Source organism: Micromonospora sp. NPDC051300 (genome assembly GCF_044455315.1).
Lineage (GTDB): Bacteria > Actinomycetota > Actinomycetes > Mycobacteriales > Micromonosporaceae > Micromonospora > Micromonospora robiginosa.
In genome coordinates this window covers 250538-268478 of the sequence record NZ_JBITEP010000005.1, presented here as the reverse complement: position 1 = coordinate 268478, position 17941 = coordinate 250538, and the positions used below count along the sequence as shown (strand labels likewise).

General features: G+C 74.9%; 15 protein-coding genes and 1 pseudogene. 10 read left to right on the top strand and 6 right to left on the bottom strand.

Annotation, left to right across the window (positions count from 1 at the left end):
* Positions 1 to 109: 109 nt before the first annotated feature.
* A complete protein-coding gene (locus ACIA5A_RS08425; RefSeq protein WP_396758061.1) occupies positions 110 to 1516 on the top strand; it encodes a KamA family radical SAM protein in 1407 nt (468 codons plus the stop codon).
* Between the two features lie 60 nt (positions 1517 to 1576).
* Here ACIA5A_RS08425 and ACIA5A_RS08420 read toward each other — a convergent pair whose 3' ends face one another.
* Positions 1577 to 1771, bottom strand: coding sequence for a CsbD family protein (locus ACIA5A_RS08420; protein ID WP_396758058.1), 195 nt, complete (start codon positions 1769 to 1771; stop codon positions 1577 to 1579).
* Positions 1772 to 1949: 178 nt separating this feature from the next.
* On the opposite strand from ACIA5A_RS08420, the gene ACIA5A_RS08415 reads away from it, so the two are divergent.
* Positions 1950 to 2561 (top strand): histidine phosphatase family protein, encoded by a 612-nt coding sequence (locus tag ACIA5A_RS08415; protein ID WP_396758055.1) that lies wholly within the window; start codon positions 1950 to 1952, stop codon positions 2559 to 2561.
* Here the strand turns inward: ACIA5A_RS08415 and ACIA5A_RS08410 are convergent.
* The 3 genes from ACIA5A_RS08410 to ACIA5A_RS08400 are packed head-to-tail and all read right to left on the bottom strand — an operon-like array spanning position 2491 to position 4424.
* The gene (locus ACIA5A_RS08410; RefSeq protein ID WP_396758052.1) at positions 2491 to 2997 is read right to left on the bottom strand and encodes an Lrp/AsnC family transcriptional regulator; all 507 of its coding nucleotides are present in this window, start codon (positions 2995 to 2997) and stop codon (positions 2491 to 2493) included. The genes ACIA5A_RS08415 and ACIA5A_RS08410 overlap by 71 nt on opposite strands.
* Positions 2998 to 3056: 59 nt before the next feature.
* Positions 3057 to 3272: a DUF433 domain-containing protein gene (locus tag ACIA5A_RS08405; RefSeq protein WP_354869524.1), complete on the bottom strand. Its 216-nt coding sequence runs from the start codon at positions 3270 to 3272 to the stop codon at positions 3057 to 3059.
* A 9-nt stretch (positions 3273 to 3281) separates the two neighbouring features.
* Positions 3282 to 4424, bottom strand: a complete 1143-nt coding sequence (locus ACIA5A_RS08400) for an acyl-CoA dehydrogenase family protein (RefSeq protein ID WP_396758048.1) — start codon at positions 4422 to 4424, stop codon at positions 3282 to 3284.
* A gap of 317 nt (positions 4425 to 4741) precedes the next feature.
* Here ACIA5A_RS08400 and ACIA5A_RS08395 point away from each other — a divergent pair, with 317 nt between their 5' ends.
* From ACIA5A_RS08395 to fxsT, 4 genes and pseudogenes are all read left to right on the top strand, one after another.
* Positions 4742 to 6226: a hypothetical protein gene (locus ACIA5A_RS08395; RefSeq protein ID WP_396758045.1), complete on the top strand. Its 1485-nt coding sequence runs from the start codon at positions 4742 to 4744 to the stop codon at positions 6224 to 6226.
* Complete coding sequence (locus ACIA5A_RS08390) at positions 6223 to 7239, top strand: MoxR family ATPase (protein ID WP_396758042.1); 1017 nt, start codon at positions 6223 to 6225, stop codon at positions 7237 to 7239. The genes ACIA5A_RS08395 and ACIA5A_RS08390 overlap by 4 nt, the downstream gene beginning before the upstream one ends.
* Positions 7137 to 8315: pseudogene (locus tag ACIA5A_RS08385) on the top strand (SAV_2336 N-terminal domain-related protein); the annotation flags it as partial. The gene ACIA5A_RS08390 and the pseudogene ACIA5A_RS08385, both read left to right, overlap by 103 nt.
* Positions 8316 to 8477: 162 nt before the next feature.
* A complete protein-coding gene (fxsT, locus tag ACIA5A_RS08380) occupies positions 8478 to 11189 on the top strand; it encodes an FxSxx-COOH system tetratricopeptide repeat protein (RefSeq protein ID WP_396758118.1) in 2712 nt (903 codons plus the stop codon).
* 48 nt (positions 11190 to 11237) lie between these two features.
* Here the strand turns inward: fxsT and ACIA5A_RS08375 are convergent, their stop codons facing one another.
* Complete coding sequence (locus ACIA5A_RS08375) at positions 11238 to 13082, bottom strand: HEXXH motif domain-containing protein (protein WP_396758039.1); 1845 nt, start codon at positions 13080 to 13082, stop codon at positions 11238 to 11240.
* A gap of 25 nt (positions 13083 to 13107) precedes the next feature.
* Positions 13108 to 13287 (bottom strand): hypothetical protein, encoded by a 180-nt coding sequence (locus ACIA5A_RS08370; RefSeq protein ID WP_393513671.1) that lies wholly within the window; start codon positions 13285 to 13287, stop codon positions 13108 to 13110.
* 119 nt (positions 13288 to 13406) lie between these two features.
* Between ACIA5A_RS08370 and ACIA5A_RS08365 the strand changes: the two genes are divergently transcribed.
* From ACIA5A_RS08365 to ACIA5A_RS08350, 4 genes are all read left to right on the top strand, one after another.
* Complete coding sequence (locus tag ACIA5A_RS08365) at positions 13407 to 14432, top strand: esterase/lipase family protein (RefSeq protein ID WP_396758036.1); 1026 nt, start codon at positions 13407 to 13409, stop codon at positions 14430 to 14432.
* A gap of 161 nt (positions 14433 to 14593) precedes the next feature.
* Positions 14594 to 15064: a hypothetical protein gene (locus ACIA5A_RS08360; RefSeq protein ID WP_396758115.1), complete on the top strand. Its 471-nt coding sequence runs from the start codon at positions 14594 to 14596 to the stop codon at positions 15062 to 15064.
* Positions 15064 to 16614 (top strand): hypothetical protein, encoded by a 1551-nt coding sequence (locus ACIA5A_RS08355; RefSeq protein ID WP_396758033.1) that lies wholly within the window; start codon positions 15064 to 15066, stop codon positions 16612 to 16614. Before ACIA5A_RS08360 ends, ACIA5A_RS08355 begins: the two co-directional genes overlap by 1 nt.
* Complete coding sequence (locus ACIA5A_RS08350) at positions 16611 to 17936, top strand: VWA domain-containing protein (RefSeq protein ID WP_396758030.1); 1326 nt, start codon at positions 16611 to 16613, stop codon at positions 17934 to 17936. The genes ACIA5A_RS08355 and ACIA5A_RS08350 overlap by 4 nt, the downstream gene beginning before the upstream one ends.
* Positions 17937 to 17941 lie beyond the last annotated feature (5 nt).

Here is a 17941-nt window from a genome sequence, read left to right as displayed (position 1 = left end):
GGCCAGGGTTCGCGTCGCGGGAAAACTTACGGCAGACTAATTTCTTCACCGCAGATTTTCCAGTAGCCTTCGCAAGGTTGATCAACCCGCACCACGACGAGGAGGGGCCGTGACCCAGACCCAACCGGTGGAGACCATCCCGACGCCCCGCTCCACGCCGGTCGCCGCTCCCACCGCCGGACAGCCCTACGAATACCGACGCACCCCCCTGGTCGAACCCGACTGGACCCGCTTCCCCGGCTGGCGCCACGTCACCCGCGAACAGTGGGAGAGCGCCCAGTGGCAGCGGGTCAACTGCGTCAAGAACATCAAGCAGCTCCGCACCGTGCTCGGTGACCTCGTCGACGAGACCTTCTACGCCGACCTGGAGGCCGACCAGAAGGCCCTGGCCACCATGTCCATGCTGGTGCCGCCCCAGATGATCAACACGATGGTGCCGTTCGCGCCGATGACCACCGAGGCGCTGCTCGCCGACCCGGTCCGCCGCTACATGATCCCGGTCGCCTCCGACCGGCGCACCGACTGGCCGTCGCACCCCTACGCCAGCCGCGACAGCCTCCACGAACACGACATGTGGGTCGCCGAGGGACTCACCCACCGCTACCCCACCAAGGTCCTCGCCGAGCTGCTCTCCACCTGCCCGCAGTACTGCGGCCACTGCACCCGGATGGACCTCGTCGGCAACTCCACCCCCGCCGTCGACAAGCTCAAGCTCACCCTCAAGCCGGTCGACCGCTACGACGCCCACATCAGCTACCTCAAGGCCCACCCGGGGGTCCGCGACGTCGTCGTCTCCGGCGGCGACGTGGCAAACGTGCCGTGGAAGAACCTCGAGTCCTACCTCATGCGGCTGCTCGAGATCGAGACCATCCGCGACATCCGCCTCGCCACCAAGGCCCTCATGGGCCTGCCCCAGCACTGGCTCCAGCCGGACGTGGTCGAGGGCCTGGAGCGGGTCGCCCGCACCGCCGCCCGCCGTGGCGTCAACCTGGCCATCCACACCCACGTCAACCACGCCCAGTCGCTGACCCCGCTGGTCGCCCGGGCCGCCCAGACCGCCCTCGACGTCGGCGTCCGCGACGTCCGCAACCAGGGCGTGCTGATGCGCGGCGTCAACGCCACCAGCGCCGACCTGCTCGACCTCTGCTTCGCGCTGCAGGGCGAGACGGGCATCCTGCCGTACTACTTCTACATGTGCGACATGATCCCCAACGCCGAGCACTGGCGGGTCCCGGTCTGGCACGCCCAGCAGCTCCAGCACGACATCATGGGCTACCTGCCCGGCTACGCCACCCCGCGCATCGTCTGCGACGTCCCGTTCGTCGGCAAGCGCTGGGTGCACATGCTCACGGACTACGACCGGGAGCGCGGCATCTCCTACTGGACGAAGAACTACCGCACCTCGATCGAATCGGCCGACCTGGAGGCGCTCAACAAGCGCTACGCCTACTACGACCCGATCGACACCCTCCCCGAGGCCGGCCAGGCCTGGTGGCGCGCCCACCGCGACGACTGACCCCCAGGAACACCCGACTGCGGGCCACCGGTACTCCGGTGGCCCGCAGTCGTTCGTGGGTCACTTCTCGAACGCGTCCTTGACGTCGCGGCCGGCCTGCTTGACGTTCTCCCCGGCCTGCCTGGCCCGGGCCGTGCTCTGCTCGCTGGCGCCCTCGGCCCGCAACCGTTCGTTGTCGGTCACGTCCCCGATGCGCTCCTTGGCCATGCCGCTCATCTCCTGGGCCTTGTTCTTCGCCTTGTCGGTGAAGCTCATGTCGCCCTCCTCGTTCGGCGGAGCGTTGCTTCGGTTGCGTCCCCGGTGCCTCGCTGGTCAAACGTGGTGGGGCGTCGCACTATGCGTAAGGCATCCTAGGATAATAGGTCGAAGGGTGGACGGGTCGTCCCTCGGCGGGGAACCGGCGGTCCCGACGAGGGCGTGGTTGACTGGGCCGGTGAACGAGATCCTGCTGGTGCGGCACGGCGAGACCACCTGGAGCGCCAGCGGGCGGCACACCTCGTACACCGACCTGGAGCTGACCGCCGACGGCGAGCGGCAGGCCCGCGCGCTCGCTCCCCTGCTCGCCGGCCGGCGGTTCGTGCGGGTGCTGTCCAGCCCCCGGCAGCGCGCCACCCGCACCGCGCACCTCGCCGGGCTGACCGTCGACGCCACCGACCCCGACCTGGCCGAGTGGAACTACGGCGAGTACGAGGGACGCACCACCGCGGCCATCACCGAGGAACGGCCGGACTGGACGATCTGGACCGACGGCGGACCCGGCGGCGAGTCACCGGACGAGGTGGCCGCCCGCCTGGACCGGGTCCTGGACCGGGTCGCCCCGCTGCTGGAGCGCGGCAGCGTCGCGCTGGTCGGGCACGGGCACAGCCTGCGGGTGCTCGGGGCGCGCTGGATCGGGCTGCCGCCGTCGGCCGGCGGGCTGCTGCGGCTGGACACCGCCACGCTCAGCGTGCTCGGCCACGAGCACGGCCGGCGGGTCATCCAGCGGTGGAACCTGCCGGCTCCGACGCCGAGCGCGACCGCGGACGACCGGACAGCTCGGCACTGATCTTCGGCGGGCGGTTCTCGTAGGGCGTGGAGAGCACCACGGTGGTGCGGGTGGTGACGTTGGCGGAGGTGCGGATCTCCTGCAGCAGCCGCTCCAGGTCGGCCGGTCCGGCCACCCGCACCAGCAGGAGATAGAAGTCCTCCCCCGCCACCGAGTAGCAGGAGTCGATCTCCGGCAGGTGGGCCAGCCGCTCCGGGGCGTCGTCGGGCTGCGACGGGTCGAACGGGCGGATCGCCACGAACGCGGTGAGCGGCAGCTCCAACGCCTCGAACGACACGCGGGCGGCGTACCCCCGGATCACGCCGCGTTGCTCCAGCCGGCGGACCCGCTGGTGCACGGCGGACACCGACAGCCCCACCCGCTCGGCCAGGTCCGTGTACGACAGCCGACCGTCGCCGGTCAGGGCGGCGACGATGGCACGGTCGATGTCCTCCACGCGGTGCAACCTACCGGAGATAGCGCTCCCACGGCGCACCCGCCCCGCCGTCGTGACGCTCAGCGGGCCGTCCGGTCGCGGACCGCGTCGGCGGCGTAGTTGAGCACCTCCGCCATGTCCTCCTCGTCGAGGAACGGCAGGTCGGTGAGGATGTCCGTGACGGACATGCCGTCGGCCATCATGGCCAGCAGCGTGGCCACGGGGACGCGCGACTGCCGCACGCAGGGCGCGCCGCCCATGACGTCGGGGTCGACGGTGATCCGGGGGAAGGTCACCGCGACAGGTTAGCCCTTGGCCAGGGCGCGGGAGATGACCAGTCGCTGGATCTGGTTGGTGCCCTCGACGATCTGCAGCACCTTCGCCTCGCGCATGTAGCGCTCGACCGGGTGGTCGGCGACGTAGCCGGCGCCGCCGAGCACCTGCACCGCGTCGGTGGTCACCCGCATCGCCAGGTCGGTGGCGAACAGCTTCGCCTTCGCCGCCTCGATCGAGTACGGCCGGCCGGCGTCGCGCAGCCGCGCGGCGGCCAGCATGAGCGCGCGGGCCGCGGAGATGCCGGTGGCGTGGTCGGCCAGGTTGAACCCGAGCCCCTGGAAGTCGATGATCGCCCGGCCGAACTGCCGGCGCTCGCGGGCGTAGCCGACCGCGTAGTCCAAGGCCGCCTGCGCCAGCCCCACCGCGCAGGCGGCGATGCCGAGGCGGCCGGAGTCCAGCGCGGACATGGCGATGGCGAAGCCGGCGCCCTCGCCGCCGACCAGCCGCTCGGCCGGCACCCGGGCGTCGTCGAAGGCGATCTGCGCCACCGGCGAGGCGTGCAGGCCCATGGTGCGCTCCGCGGCCTGCGGGTGGAGACCTGGCGTGCCCCGGTCGGCCAGCAGGCAGGAGATGCCCTTCGGGCCGGGCCCGCCGGTGCGGCAGAAGATGTTGTAGAAGTCGGCGACCCGGGCGTGGGTGATCCACGCCTTGGTGCCGGTCACCACGTAGTCGTCGCCGTCGCGCACCGCCCGGGTGGTCAGCGACGCCGCGTCCGAGCCACCCTGCGGCTCGGAGAGGCAGTATGCCCCGAGCAGCTCTCCGCCGATCATGTCGGGCAGCAGCTTGCGCTGCTCGTCGGTGCCGAACTGTGCGAGGGGGTAGCAGGAGAGCGTGTGCACGCTCACCGCCTCGGCCACGGCCAGCCACCGGCTGGCGAGGATCTCCAGCACCTGGAGGTAGACCTCGTACGGCTGGGCGGCGCCACCGTGCTCCTCGGCGTACGGCAGGCCGAGCAGGCCGGCCCGGCCCAGGGTGCGCAGCACGTCACGGGGGAACTCGGCGCGCTCCTCGAAGCCGGCGGCCCGCGGGGCCAACTCCCGGTCGGCGAGCTCGGTGGCGAGGTCCAGCAGGTCGTGGGCCTCGTCGGTGGGGAGGATCCGGTCGACGTCCATAGCGCGATGAGCTCCGTGGGGTGGGTGAGCCGGGGCGGCGTCCGGGTGCGGACCCCGTCAGCTTAACGGTCGTTTGGGCATCGGCGGCAGTCCGGCCGCGCGCACGGTCCGTGGTCGGCGCTTGACCGCGCCGTCAGAATGGTGCGTGCTCACGATGAATCGGAGGATGCCGATGCGAACGGTGTCGGGGACCGGACAGTCGACGTGAGACCGCCGAGCCCGCTGCGATCATGGACGTCCGCCGCCGCCCGCCGCCGTGCCGGCGTGGCCGCGCCGGCCCACCTCCGACACCCGCCGTGCGACGAACCGGATGGCCCATGACGCAGCTTCCGTCCCCCGGCGCCGCCCAGCGACGCCGCATCGAGGAAGAACTGGTCGACCTGCTCTCCGGCATGCGCCTGCTCCAGGAGCCCGACAGCCGCCGGCTGATGGTGGGCAAGCTCCGCGAACGGCTCGCCCAGCACGGCGTCAACGACTACGCCAACCCCCGCGACCAGAGCATCGAGGTGGTCCGCGTCTGCCTCGGCGACCTGCCCGCCCTGATCGACGTGGTCGCGCTGTTCGAGCCGGCCGCCGCCCAGCTCGGCCCGCTGCACCGGCTGCGGTACGAGGTCGACGCGTTCGAGCTGCTGGCCGCCGAGGACTGGACCGACCTGCGACCGGCGTTGACCGCGCACCGCCCGGACTCGCTGGGCTGGCTCTACCAGCGGGCCACCGACCACAAGACCGCCACACCCCCGTCCTGGTGCGTCACCGCCTGGGACGTCTTCGTCTACCTCTCCGGACAGAACGACCCGCCGCGCGGGCTGCCCCCCAACATGCTCTTCCTGGTGCTGCTGGAGCACGAGGTGGACACCGAGACCGCCCGGGTGATCCGGCACCGCAACCGGCGCCGGGCCAGCCTGCTGGAGCTGACCGCCAACCTGGACCGCCGGCGGGCACAGGTCAACGCCGGCGACCAGACCCCCGAGCCGTACGTCTACCTGGTCGTCCAGGTCGAGCCGGACCTCGCCCCCGGCAGCGCCGGCTACACCGTCTCGCACTACCGGCAGTGGCAGGGCGCGCAGGGGTGGCACTCCCGGCGGCACGGCCAGCTCACCGACGTCGCGTACGCCGAGTTGGAGGCGACCGTCGAGCGGATCGTCCACCAGATGGAGATCGAGTGGTCCGACCGGCGCGCCGACGTCGCGGTGGAACTGGTCCTGCCGGTGGAGCTGCTCAACGAGGACGTCGCCTGGTGGCGCAAGGAGCCGGCCAGCGTCCACCTGGAACAGAAGGTGCTGGCGATGGACTACCCGGTGGTGGTGCGCAGCCTCAACCGGCTGCGGCAACCGGAGTGGCACCGGGCGTGGCGTCGACGCTGGGAGCACCTGCAGGCCGAGCCGGCGCACAGCCGGCTGTTCCGCAGCCGGCCGGACGGCACGGCGTACCTGACCCGGCTGGAGGCCGAGCTGACCGCCGACCCGCGCTGGTCGACGCTACTGCTCAGCGCCGCGCCGACGCCGGCGAACCCGCTCGGGTTCAAGGAAGTGATGACCGCCCTGCGGGCCGGGCTGCCGGTGATCGTCTGGCACCGCACCCGCCCGTCCGACACGGAGTTCTGGGAGGAGATCCGGGACATGACCGCCGACGGACGCATCGCGCGCCTCCCGGTGCACGCCCGGCGGGCGCGGCTGGACGCGCTCGCGCTGGAGCCGCACGCCGACCGGCACAGCGGCCGGCACCTGGTGGTGCTCTGGGACGACCCGGAACGCACCCCGGAGCTGCACCGGCCCGACGACCGCCCGGGACGGCCGGCGTGAGCGCCCCGCGGGCCGCCGGGTGGCGGGTCTACCGGGGCACCGGGGAGCCGCTCGACCCGGCCGAGCGGGACCGGCGCTGGCCGGCGCCGCCGCGCTGGCGGGCCTTCGACGGCGGGCCGGACGAGCCGCCGGCGCCCGCCGAGGACCCGGACCTGGAGCGCCGGCTCGGCGCGCCCACGGTGGCCCGGCGTCCCGACCCCCGCGAGGTGGACGTGGTCAACGCCGCGCTGCTGCTGCGCCGCCCGCTCCTGGTCACCGGCCGCGCCGGGTCCGGCCGGTCCAGCCTGGCCTACCGGATCGCCCGGGAACTCGGCCTGGGCCGGGTGCTGCACTGGCCGGTGTCCACCCACGACACCGTCCGCGCCGGCCTCTACCAGCACGACCCGCTCGGGCGGGTACGCGCCGGCCGCGACCCGGACCGCACGATCGGCGACGAGCTGGGCGAGCACCTCAGCCTCGGGCCGCTGGGCACCGCGCTGCTGCCCCGTCGCACGCCCCGGGTGCTGCTTGTCGACGAGCTGGACCAGAGCGACATCGACCTGCCGCAGCAACTGCGCACCGTCTTCGACGACGGCGGGTTCGAGATCCCCGAGCTGGTCCGGGCGGCGGAGCGCAGCCCGGAGGTCACCGTGCACACCGCCGACCCGGGTGGCCGGGCCACGGTGCGCGCCGGGCGGGTGCGCTGCCACGAGTTCCCGCTGGTGGTCATGACCTGCACCGAGGACCGGGTGTTCCCGCCGGCGTTCCTGCGGCACTGCCTGCGGCTGCGGATGGCCGACCCGGACGAGGCCACCCTGCTGGAGATGGTGGACGCGCACTTCGCCGAGCGGCCGGCGGGCGCGGCCGGACTGGTGCGGGCGTTCCTGGAGCGCCGGCACGGCCCCGAGGCGCCCACCCTGGACCAGTTGCTCGACGCGGTCCAGCTCGCCGCCGCCGACGCCGACGACGCTGCGGACTGGGACCGGCTCGCCGAGGTGCTGTGGCGGGGCGGGCCGACGGCGGACCCGGAATGACCCGGCCGGCCCGGCTCTCCGCCGGCCCGGCCGACCCCGGCGCCGCGAACGCCGGCGAGGAGTCGCTCGCCGACGTGCTGCGTCCGTTCCGGCGGCTGGTCCCGCCGCGGGAGCTGTTCGTGTACGACCAGGAGGCCACCGCCGCCCAGGCCGAGGCGGGACTGGCCCGGCCGGTGCTGCGGCGGGCGGCGCGGGCCCGCTGGGACGTGGTGCTGGTGGTGGACGAGCACCCCTCGATGACGGTCTGGTCCGCGCGGGTGCGTACCTTCACCACCCTGCTGCGCCGGCACGCGGCCTTCCACGACGTGCAGGTGTGCCACCTCGCCACCGGCGGGACCCGGCCCGAGGACGTCCTGCTGCGCCGGGGCCGGCGCGCTCCGGCCGTACCGGCCGCGGCGGGGCTGCCGGCGGTGCGGCGGCACCGGATCGTCCTGGTGCTCTCCGACGGCGCCGCCCCGGCCTGGCGCAGCGGCGCGGCCCTGCCGCACCTGCACGCGTGGGCGCGGCGCCAGCCGGTGGCGGTGGTGCACCTGCTGCCGCAGCAGATGTGGCACCGGGGCGGGCTCGCCGCGCAGCGGCTCGGCCTGCGCGCGCCGAGGGCCGGCGCGCCGAACTCCCGGCTGTGGTGGCGGCAACCGGACCCGCTGCGGGCGTGGACCGACGCCGGCCACCCGGCCGACCCCGACGCGGTGCCGGTGCCCGTGGTGGAGTTGCGCCCCCGCTGGCTGGCCGCCTGGGTGGACCTGGTCGCCGGCCGCCATCCACGCTGGGTCGACCTGCCGGCCGTCCTGGCGTACGCCCGGCCGCCGCGGCCTCCCGACCGGCGTCCCCCGCCGCGGTGGGACCCGGCGGCGGCGGTACGCGAGTTCGTCTCCTGGGCGTCGCCGACGGCGTTGCGGCTGGCCACCGGACTGGCGGCGGCCCCACTGGACCCGGCGGCCGTCGCGACGGTCCGCGACGAGCTGGTGCCCGAGGCCGGCGACGTGCACCTCGCCGAGGTGCTCACCGGCCCGCTGGTCGGGCCGGGGCCGACCCGGCTCGGCGTCGACTTCCGGCCCGGCGTCCGGGAGGAGCTGCTGGCGATCGGCAGGCGGGCGGAGACGGTACGGATCCTGCGGGCCCTCGCGGCGCGCCTGGGCCCGGACCGGCCGGAGCTGGCGGCGTGGGGGCCGGTGTTGTCCGACCCGGACGGCGTCCCGCTCGACCTGCCCGGCCCGGCCGCCGACCCGGGGGTGGAGATGGCGGTGCTGCGCGCGCTCTCCGGCCGCTACCTGGGGCGGGCACGGCGGCTGCGCAGCGCGCTGGAGCGGGACACGCCGGACGAACGCGACGTCCGCGACACTCCCGCATCGCGGGGCACGAATGTCATCATGGACGGAGGCGATGAAGCCGACGTCCCCCATCGCGTCCCCGCTGAAGGAGCCGGATTGTCGACGACCCCCGTGGACGCCAGCACCCCCGGCCGGACCCCCGCCGTCTGGGGCAACGTCCCGCCGCGCAACCCGAACTTCACCGGCCGCGCCGACCTGCTGGCCCTGCTGCACCGGCAGATCCAGGGCGGCACCACTGCGGTGCTGCCGCACGCCCTGCACGGGATGGGCGGCGTGGGCAAGTCCCACCTCGCCGTGGAATACGTCTACCAGCACCAGGGCGAGTACGACCTGATCTGGTGGATCCCGGCCGAGCGGGCCACCCAGATCGGCGCCTCGCTGGTCGAGCTGGCCCACCGGATGAACCTGACCGCCGGGCCGGACGTGGGCAGCGCCCGGCTCGCGGTGCAGGAGGCGCTGCGGATGGGCCGTCCCTACCCCCGCTGGCTGCTGATCTTCGACAACGCGGAGAGCCCGGAGGTGCTGCTGCCCTACCTGCCCACCGGCGGCTCCGGCAGCATCATGATCACCTCGCGCAACCCGCAGTGGGCCACCATGGCCCGCACCCTCGAGGTGAACGTCTTCACCCGCGCCGAGAGCGTCGAGCTGCTGCGCCGGCGCGGCCCGGAGCTCACCGACGAGCAGGCCGACCGCCTGGCCGACGCGCTCGGCGACCTGCCGCTGGCCCTGGAACAGGCGGCCGCCTGGCGCGCCGAGACCGGCATGCCGGCCGAGGAATACCTGCGGCTGTTCGAGGAGAAGCGCGTCGAGCTGCTCGAACAGGCGCCGCCGATGGACTACCAACTCCCCGTGGCGGCCGCCTGGAACGTCTCGCTGGACCGGCTGGTGGTCGCCAACCCGGCCGCGTTCCGGCTGCTGCAGGTGTGCTCCTTCCTGGCCCCCGAGCCCATCCCCCGCACGCTGTTCAGCGGCGCGCAGAACGCCGACATCCATCCGGAGCTCAACGGCGCGCTGCGCGACCCGATGCGGCTCGGCCGGGCCATCCGCGACATCAACCGCTACGCGCTGGCCCGGGTGATCCACCGCACCAACTCGATCCAGATGCACCGGCTGATCCAGGCGGTGCTGCTGGACCGGATGAACACCGCCGAGCGCGACGCCATGCGGGCCAGCGCCCACCGGCTGCTCGCCACCGGCGACCGCAACGACCCGGACACGCCGGCCAACTGGCCGAGCTACTCCGACCTCTACCCGCACGTGCTGGTCTCCGGCGCGGTCGAGTCCGCCCAGGGCTGGGTGCACCAGCTCATCTACAACGAGGCCCGCTACCTCTACTGGTGGGGCGACATGGAGGCGTCGCTGGAGCTGTCCCGGCACGCCTACGACACCTGGCGGCAGCGGCTCGGCGAGACCGATCCGACCACGCTGCGGATCGGTCAGTGGCTCGGCTTCATGCTCTACCGCCTGGGTCGGCACTCCGAGGCCCGGGAGCTGAACAGCCGCATCCTGCGGGCCCACGAGAGCGCCAGCGCCGAGGACACCGAGGAGCTGCTCAGCGCCCGCGGCGCGGTCGCCGCGGACCTGCGCGTCGCCGGTGACTTCGCGCAGGCCCTGGAGATCGACGAGGACGTCTACCGCCGGCACGTGGCGCTGCTCGGCGAGGACGACCCGAGCACCCTCAACGCGGCCCACAACCTCGCGGTGAGCCTGCGCCTGACCGGCGACATGCGGCGGGCCTTCGCGGTCGACAGGTCCACCTACGCGCACCGGGTGCTGCTGTTCGGCGAGGACCACGCGCAGACGCTGGAGTCCCACCTCAACCTCATCATCGACCGGCGCGAGCTGGGCGAATACCTGCCCGCCCGGGCGGAGATGCAGAACGTGGTGGACCGGCTGCCGCTGGTCTGGGGCAGCGCGCAGACCCAGACGCTGCTGGCCCGCCGCCGGTTGGCCTCCGCGGTGCGCAAGGCCGGCGACCACGTCACCGCCCGCACCCTCTCCCAGGAGGTACGCGACGGCTTCGCCGCCCGCTACGGCGACGGCCACCCGGACACCCTGCTCGCCGCGTTCGGTCTCGCCGTCGACATGCGCGCCACCGGCGACCTGGACACCGCGGCCCGGCTCAGCGAAGAGATCGCCGAGAGCTACCAGCGGCTCTTCGGCGACGAACACCCGTACACGGTGGCGGCCCGGGCGAACGCGGCGATCGTGCACCGGCTGCGCGGCGACGCGGCGCTCGCCCGGTCGGTCAACGAGGCCGGCCTGGGCGTGCTCGGCCGCCGCCTCGGGCCGGACCACCCGCTGGTGCTGGCCGCCTCGATCAACCTCGGCAACGACCTCTACGTGCTCGGCGAGCACCGGGCCGCGTACGAGCTGGACCGGGCCACCGTGGACCGGGCGCGGGAGGTGTTCGGGCCGGAGCACCCGACCACGCTGATCGCGCTGGGCAACCTGGCGATGGACCTGATCGCGCTGGAGCGGGTGGCGGAGGGGCGGGCGCTGCTCGACGAGATCGTGCCGGCGTTCCACCGGACGCTCGGCGACACGCACCCGGCGACCCGCGCGGGCCTGGACCCGGCCGTGCGGGGCGACTGCGACCTCGACCCGATGCCGCTGTAGCCGGCCCGCCCCGGCGGCGGCTCGCGTACCGCCGCCGGGCCGGGCGGCTCAGCCGGCGGTCGGCGCCGGACCGATCCAGGCCGCCAGTTCCACCGGGTCGGCCGGCGTGCCGGCGGCGAGCAGGGCGGCGTGCATGGCGCGGACCAGCTCGGGTCGGCTGCGCAGCGCCGCCGCCGCCTCGTCGAGGCCCAGGGCGGCGCTGGTCAACGCCAGCCCGGCCCACGCCGACGGGCTGCCCGGCCCGGCGGCCAGCTCCGCGCGGCGCAGGTGGTGCGCCTGCGCGGTGTCGCCGGCGGCGTAGGCCAGGTCGGCCGGCCCGGCCCCGGTGACCCGCTCGCCGACCGTGGACGGGTCCTTGCACAGCGAGTCGAAGCCCTCCGGGTCGGTGAGCCGCCACAGCAGCAGCACCGCGCGGGTGTCCAGCCGGCGCGCGGCGGCGTCCACCACCACCGGCGGGTCCGCGCCGTCGGTGTCGGGGCGGGCCGTGCCGGCGCGCCGAGCCTCGGCGAACGCCCGCACCACCGCCGGGTCGGGCCGCCGGTGGTGCAGCCGCCACTGGGCCCGGTGGTCGTCGACCGCCGCGTCGGCCGCGGCGAGCACCTCCGCCGGCACCGGCTCCGAGCGCCAGGTCTCGGCCGTGGCCGCCAGGCCGTCGAGCAGGCGCCGCCCCACGTCGGTCAGCTCGGGCCGGGCCCGCAGCATCGCCACCGTCGCGGTGACCTGCCGCCGCCACCGGGCGAACTCGAAGTGCGCCACCGGGCCGCCGGCGCCGGTGGCCACCGGACGGTACGCCCGCCAGAACTCGGTGATCCCGACGAACGCGTACACGCCCTGCAGCAGGCCGCCCAGCGGGCGCGGGTCGTCCCGCCACGGCGCGTAGAGCCGGTGCGGCGGCTCCGCGGTCAGCAGCGGCGTCAGGTGCAGCAGGCCGCCGAGCTTGATGTGCTGGAACTCGTGGACCAGCGTCACCGCCAGCTCCGGCGCGTCCTCCGGCTCCGAGATGAGCATGCTGCCGAAGGCGTCCCCGGCCGACGCGCTCATGGTGCGGAACCGCTCGGCCGGGCGCTGCGGCACCACCGAGAACAGGCCGCGGGCGATGGGGGCGGCGCGCTCCGGGCAGACCCGCACCAGCAGCTCCCACGCCTGGGTCAGCAGCGTCCGCCAGCGGTCGACGGCCGCGACCGTGTCCAGGTCCGGCGGGGTCGGGCTGCGCAAATTACGGTACGGGTCGAGGAAGTCCAGGCCCACGGTCAGCGTCTGGCCGCCGGCCTCGGCCCGCACGGTGGGCAGCGCGAACCAGCCGTCGGCGCCACCGCCGGCGCGGTCGAAGGCGACCCGGTGACCGTCCAGGGCGACGCTCGCCGCGCCGTCCGCGCCGGCCACCTCGGCCACCGCCCACCGCTGCGTGGCGGGCAGCACGGCGCCGCCCAGCGTGGGCAGCGCGACGAACCCGTCGCGGACCGGCACCCGCGACGCGAACGACAGGCCCGCGCGGACACCGGCCACGGCCGCGAGGGCGTGCAGGTAGCCGAGGTCGGCCCAGAGCGGGCCGTCGGCGGTGACGGTGGAGCCGCGCAACCGGCGTAGCACGTATCCGGCCCAGGTGCCGACGTGCGGGTGCGCGATCAGCCGGTCGACAGCGGCCGGGGCGCGGCGTTGCGCGGCGACCAGCAGGGCCCACGCCTCGGCCACCGGCGGCAGCGGGCCCGCCACCTCCGGCGTGCCGGCCACCGCGTCGAGCACGGCGCGCAACTGCAGCAGCCGCCAACTGTGCTCGGCGGCGAGCAACTCCTCGACGGTCCCGGCGTCGCCGCCGCCCGCCGCCAGGTCCCCGAAGTGGTGCCGGGCGAGCCGGTGCCGGTCCAGCTCGTCCGGCGGCTGCGTGACGGTCATGCGTCCTCCACCCGGGTGGGCGAGATCAGTCGAGTCGTTGCGGATTGTAACCACTGGTGATGCTCTCGGGATCGTCGACACGACGCAGCAGCCGGCCCATGACCGGACCGAGAATCTCCTGGTCAAGCTCGGGAAGCCGAGCGAGATCGACCGGCTTCAGATCGATCAGCTCCGAGTCGACGTCGACAGCGTACGGTTGATTCACGGGGAGTCATTATCCATAGTGGCGGGCCTCCCGGACGCTCGGCGGGCCGAAGAATCGCGGCGTGGCGTGGCGGTTTCCGCCGCGCCCCGCCGCGTGCGGCGCGGTGCTACCGTGACGCCGTGGTGAGAACCACTGTGGTGTTCGTCCACGGCTTCCTGTCCTCGGACCAGGTGTGGGCGAGCTTCCGTGACCTGATCCGCGCCGACCCCGCGCTCGGCGACGTCGACACCCACGCCTTCCGCTACGCCACCTCGCTGCTGTCCTGGCACCCGCTGCGGCAGGTGCCGACGTTCGACGACGTCGCCGACGGGCTGCGCACGTTCCTGCGGCACGACCTGGCCGACCGGCCCCGGCTGGCGCTCGTCACGCACAGCCAGGGCGGCCTGGTGGCGCAGCGGGCGCTGGCCCGGATGCTCACCGACGACGACCCCGACCTGGCCCGGATCCGCCTGCTGCTGATGTACGCCTGCCCGACCGCCGGGTCCGACCTCGGGCTCACCGCGCGGCGGGCGTTGCTGCGCGCCAACCCGCAGGAGCGGCAGCTCCGGCCGTTGAACGCCGCCGTGCTCGACGCCCAGCGCGCCGTGCTGCACCGGATCGTGCACCCGCCGGGGTCGCCGACCCGGGTGGTGGCGTTCGCGGGCGAGAGCGACGCCGTGGTGTCGCCGGCCTCCGCCCGCAGCGTCTTCCCCGACGCCGGCGTGCTGCCCGGCGACCACTTCACGATCGTCCGGCCCGACTCCCCGGAGCACCGGTCCTACCGGGTGCTGCGCCAGGAGTTGCTGCGGCTGTCCCACGACGACGACCGCCCGCCGGCCGGCCCGGTCCCCTGCCCGCGCGGGGGCGACGACACACCGCCGGCCGGCGCCGACGGCGAACTGGTGGACCTGCTGCTCGCCGTACCGGGCATGACCGACCCGGCGTTCCGCGCGCAGGCCTACGCGCGGCTGCCGCTGCGGGTCCGCGAACAGTTGACCCGGCCCGGCCCGGTCCGGCTGGAGCTGCTCGCGACGCTCGACACGCTGCGCGCCTACCGGCACCTCGCGCCGGGCCGGGCGCTGGCCGACGCGTTGGCGCTGCTGGCCCCGGAGCACCCGGTGGTGGTCGAGCTGCGGCCCCGGCTGGTGGCGCTCGACGCCGGGTGAGCCCGGCGCGCTCCTGTCGTACCCGTGGTCCATGATCCTTGTCGTCACAACGGCACGGATCACGGGCCGGCGACGGCGTTCCGGCGTGCCCGGAGCCGGCCGCCGGCGGGGAGGTCGAGACGATGACGGAGCCCACCGACGCCTCCTGGCGACGGCGGAGCGTGCTGCGGGTCGCGCCCCCGGCGCGGGCCCGCAAGCTGGCCAAGGTGCCCTTCGTGGAGCTGGCCGACGGGCGGCTGCAGGGGGTGGTGTCCAGCGGGTCCGACGTGGAGCGGGTCTACGTCTCCTCGGTGACCGCCGGCAGCCACGCGGTCAACTGCAGCACCAACAACAACCGGCCCTGCGGCGGCCTGCGCGGCACGCTGCTCTGCAAGCACCTGAACGCGCTGGCCGACGAGGCGGTCCTGCAGTACGGCGTCGAGCAGGTCGCCCGCTACCTGCGCGTCGACGTCGGCGACGGCGTCGACACCGGCGGCGAGCTGCTGGCCCGCACCGAGGCACGGCACGAGCCCGGCCCGGCCGCGGTGGTGTTCAGCCGCTTCCTGCGCCACCTGGCCTACCTGGAGGTGCCGCCCACCACCACGCCGGTGCCCGAGCTGCACTGGTTCCCGGCCACGGCGGGGGTGCGCTGATGCTCGCCGCGCAGCTCACCCAGCTCGACGCCGACGCACCGGCCGGGCTGGACGAGGCGCTCGCCGTCGTCGACGCGGTCGACGACACGCTCGTGCGCGGCCTGGCCCGCGTCGCCGAGCCGGACGCCGCCGCCTGGGCCGCCCTGGCCGGCGCGGTCGCCGGCACCCCGCTGGCCGACCGCGCCGCCGAGGCGGTGCGCGCCGCGGCCACCGGCGCGCTGACCGAGGAGCACCTGGCCGTGCTCGCCGGCGCGCGTGCCGCGCTGCTCGGCGCGGTCCACGACGCGCTGCTGGACCGGCTCGACACCGCCCTGCACCGGTCGCGTTCCCGGTGGGCCGCCGCGACCGGCACGCCTGCCGTCACCTCCGCAGGCACGCCGCCGAACACCGCCGGGGGCACACCGGCGGAGGCCGTGCTCGCGGGCACACCGGCGGACGCCGGCCTCGGAGACACACCGCCGGAGGCCGCCCTCGCCGGCACACCGGCGCAGGCCGCCCCCGAGCGCATGCCGGCGGAGGGCGGCCCGGCCCGGGCCGGCGCCCGGGCGTGGCTGCACGAGCTGGCGCTGGCGGGCTGGCGCGGCGCCGACCACGAGTTGCTCTCCGGCGCCGCCGCGCCGGTGGAGGCAGCGCTCGCCGAGCCGGCGCTGCGCCGCCTCGCGGTGCTGCTCGACGGTCTCGCCGCAGAGCTGCGCGCCGAGCTGCCGGTGACCGACCCGGCCCGGGTGCCCGTCCGCCGCTGGGCCGACCTGTGGGGCCGGGCCGTGCTCCTCGCCGAGGGCGCCGCCGCCGAGGCCACGCCACCGGAGCCGGTGTCCGGCCGGCTGCTGCCGCTCGGCGTCGACGTGCACGAGCACGACACCGCGTTCCAGGCGCAGGTGCACGCCCTGCTCGAGCCCGCCGGCGGCGGCGCGCCCCGGCTGGTCCGGGTCACCGTCGCCGCCGCGAAGGTCGCCACCATCGTCGGCCCGGCCGGCTGGCGCCTGCTGGAGGCCTACCCGGTGCTGCTCAAGGCGCTGGCCGAGCGACGCGCGCTGACCGTCACCGACCTGTCCGCGCACGGCGGCGACCTGCACTGGGTCGACGCCCGCGCGGAGCTCGCCGAGCCGGCCGACCCGTTCGCCACCGCCCGGGTGCTGCTCGCCGGCGCGACCGCCGCCGCCAGCCCGCCGCTGCACCGCCATCCCGCCGCGATCGCCGAACCGGTGCTGGTGGAGGGCCGGGTCGTCCGCGACGGCGACGGCGCCCTGACGGTCGACCTCGACGGCGCGGTGGTCCCGCTGGCCGCCGACCGGCTGCCGGCGGCCGGGCCGCTCACCCCGGCGCTGCTCGCGTCCGCCACCACCTGCCTCGGCCTGCTGCGCTGGGACGGCCGCTGGTTGCTGCAACCGCTCGCGGTGCGGGCCGTCGTCAAGCGGCAGACCGTCGAGGCGCACAACGGCGACTGGGCGTGCGGCGTCACCGACGCGAAGGCCGCCAAGGCCGAGGCCAGGGCCGGCGACGCCGTGGCCGTGCTGCGCGAGCGCGCGGGACGGTTGCTGCGCCGATGACCGACGACCGCGCCCACGCCAACCGCCGTCAGGTGCTCTACTGGCGGCTGCTCGCCCGCCTGTTCAGCCCCGACGAACAGCCCACGTTGGAGTCCGCGAGCGTCGCCGTGGTCGACGACCTCGGCCTGCCCGCCGCGCTGCTCGACCCGACCGTCTCCGTCGACACCGTCGTCCAGCGCTTCCCGGCGCTCGCCGACGAGCTGCGCGACCTGCTCGCCGCCGACCGGGAGACCCCGGCCGACGACGGGCCGTTCCACCCGGCCGAGGCCGAGGTCCGCCGCGCCGCGCTGGCGTCCAAGCTGCTGCTCAACGTGTTCGCCACCGGCGCCGGCGAGGTCAGCGCCGGGCAACTGGCCCGCTGGCAGGCCGACGCCGGCTGGTTCGAGCAGGCGTGCGGCGTCGCCCCCGGCGAGCTGCGCCGCGACGGCGCCGGCCTGGGCGCCACGCTCGCCGGGCTGGAGGGCGACCTGGTCCGCCGGATGCGGCTGCGGGAGGTGCTCGCCGACCCGGCGCTCGCCGCCCGGCTCACCCCGAGCATGTCCCTGATCGAACAGCTCCTGCGGGACAAGGCGAACCTGTCCGGGGTGGCGCTGGCCAACGCCAAGTCGCTGATCCGCCGCTACGTCGACCAGGTCGCCGAGGTGCTGCGCACCCAGGTCGCCCAGGCCACCGTCGGCGCCGTCGACAGGTCGGTGCCGCCCAAGCGGGTCTTCCGCAACCTCGACCTGGACCGCACCATCTGGCAGAACCTGACCAACTGGAGCCCGGACGACGAGCGCCTCTACGTCGACCGGCTCTACTACCGGCAGACCGCCCGCCGCACCACCCCGGCCCGGCTCATCGTGGTGGTCGACCAGTCCGGCTCGATGGTCGACTCGATGGTCAACTGCACCATCCTGGCGTCCATCTTCGCCGGGCTGCCCAAGGTCGACGTGCACCTGATCGCGTACGACACCCGGGCGCTGGACCTCACCCCCTGGGTGCACGACCCGTTCGAGGTGCTGCTGCGCACCAACCTCGGCGGCGGCAACGACGGCCCGGTCGCGATGGCCCTCGCCCGCCCCAAGATCGCCGAGCCGCGCAACACCGTGCTGGTCTGGATCTCCGACTTCTACGAGTTCGACCGCTCCCAGCCGCTGTTCGACGGCATCGAGGCCGTGCACCGCTCCGGGGTGAAGTTCATCCCGGTCGGCTCGGTCAACAGCTCCGGCCACCAGAGCGTCAACCCCTGGTTCCGGCAGCGGTTCAAGGACCTCGGCACGCCCGTCATCTCCGGCCACATCCGCAAGCTCGTCGCCGAGCTGAAGAACTTCCTCACCTAGGAGAG